The 1770-nt window shown below is 61.5% G+C and carries 3 protein-coding genes; 2 read left to right on the forward strand and 1 reads right to left on the reverse strand.

The window, feature by feature from the left end; translation table 11 throughout:
- Positions 1-169: 169 nt before the first annotated feature.
- A complete protein-coding gene (locus tag ACYVDE_RS21745) occupies positions 170-418 on the reverse strand; it encodes a hypothetical protein (RefSeq protein ID WP_460503634.1) in 249 nt (82 codons plus the stop codon).
- A 231-nt stretch (positions 419-649) separates the two neighbouring features.
- Between ACYVDE_RS21745 and ACYVDE_RS21750 the strand changes: the two genes are divergently transcribed.
- The gene (locus ACYVDE_RS21750) at positions 650-1108 is read left to right on the forward strand and encodes a LexA family protein (RefSeq protein WP_460503635.1); all 459 of its coding nucleotides are present in this window, start codon (positions 650-652) and stop codon (positions 1106-1108) included.
- Positions 1109-1238: 130 nt separating this feature from the next.
- Positions 1239-1770 (forward strand): Y-family DNA polymerase (locus ACYVDE_RS21755; RefSeq protein ID WP_460503636.1); only part of this gene is annotated, 532 nt, incomplete at its 3' end.

Consider the following 1770-nt stretch of genomic DNA (forward strand, 5'->3'; position numbering starts at 1 on the left):
GCCGGGTGGCCTCGCTGCTGGGCCGGCCCGAGGCCGAGGTAGCCGAGGCTACCACCCGCAACGCCGCCGCGCTGTTCAACCTGTAGGTAAGCAAACGCCCCAAACCAGCCAAGCTGGTTTGGGGCGTTTGCAATGGGAGCGTGCCCATTATAATTTGAATGATAAGGGGTTAGTTGAGCCACACATCGGCCACGCGCTCGAAGCGGTGCGCGGCAAATGCGCCATAAGGCCGCTCGGCGTAAAAGCCGAGCACGTGCACCTGGGGCAGGCCGGTGCGCACGTGCGGCAGCACGCGCACGGCATACACCCGGCCCGCTTCGGGCCAGTCGCCAACGAAGTCGGCCGGACGTTGCGCGTTGTTCACGCAACGGGCAAATTGCTGCACGGGCAGCGGCGTAGGGAGCTTGACATTTGACATACCCAAAGATACTTTATGAAAAGTAAAACTAAAAATTTTGGTAGTAATATTTTTTAGTCATTTGCAAAGAATTACGGCTGAATATTGCTGCTAATACGTGATGATTCGATGAATAATGTTTCTGCTATATCAATAGCCTGCTGCCTTGCGGCTGAGATGAAAAGCAACAATTAACTAAAATAATTAGTAAATAGCGGGCCGCATTCTTTTTATAGACGCGCGGTTTGCCCAATGCTTGCATCGCTCCATGATTTTATTTCGGCTTCCCTGCTGCCCACTCGCGAAGTGCCGCTGTTTGGTTGCCCCGTGCCGGCCGGTTTCCCCTCGCCGGCCGACGACCACCTCGACCCGGCTTTCGACCTCACGCGCTTCCTGTTTCGCAATCCGGCCTCCACGTTTCTGGCCCGCGTCAGCGGCGACTCGATGACCGGGGCCGGCATCCATCCCGGCGATTTGGTGGCCGTCGACCGCGCCCTGCGGCCCGTGCACGGCAGCATTGTGGTGGCCGTGGTGGAGGGCGAGCACACCATCAAGCGCCTGCAGGTGCGCGGCGATACGCGCTGGCTGGTGGCCGAAAACAGCCGCTACCCGCCGCTGCCGGTGAACCCCGAAACGGGCCTGCTGGTGTGGGGCGTCGTCACGCACGTCATTCATTCGCTGAGCAGTGGGTCAGTGTTCGGGGTGAAGTAAGCGCGGCCGCCGGCCGGCGCTTGCGCCATATTCTATCCCTCAAGATGCTCGGTTGCGGCGGTGAAAGCCAGCGTAATCGATGAACTGCCGCCGGGCCCCGCCGGGCCGGCATTTTTCTTCTCTCGTTCCGATGTACGCTCTCGTCGACTGCAATAATTTTTACGTGTCCTGCGAGCGGGTTTTCCAGCCCCGGCTCGAGGGCCAGCCCGTGGTGGTGCTCAGCAACAACGACGGCTGCCTGATTTCGCGCTCCGACGAAGCCAAGGACCTGGGCTTTGCCATGGGCGAGCCCTACCACCTGGCCCGGCCCCGCCTGGCGCAGCACGGTGTGCAGGTATTCTCCTCCAACTACGGCCTGTACGGCGACATGAGCCGGCGTGTGGTGCAGGTGCTGGGCACCTTCGCGGCCGGCGTGGAAGTGTATTCTATCGACGAAGCTTTTCTGGATTTCAGCGGCATGCACTTGCTCGCGCCCGACCTGCTGGCCTACGGGGCCGACGTGAAAGCCCGGGTAAAGGAGCACACCGGCATCCCCACCTGCGTAGGCATTGCGCCCACCAAAACGCTGGCCAAGCTGGCCAACCGGCTGGCCCGCAAGCACAGCACCAATGGCGTGCTGCTGCTCGACACGCCGGCCCGCTGGGAGGCCGCGCTGGCCCAGG

Source organism: Hymenobacter agri (genome assembly GCF_054778495.1).

Bases quoted from the DNA above. Each gene is read 5' to 3' on its own strand.
- ACYVDE_RS21745 (WP_460503634.1), bottom strand. From the start codon at position 418: ATGTCAAATGTCAAGCTCCCTACGCCGCTGCCCGTGCAGCAATTTGCC.
- ACYVDE_RS21750 (WP_460503635.1), top strand. From the start codon at position 650: ATGCTTGCATCGCTCCATGATTTTATTTCGGCTTCCCTGCTGCCCACT.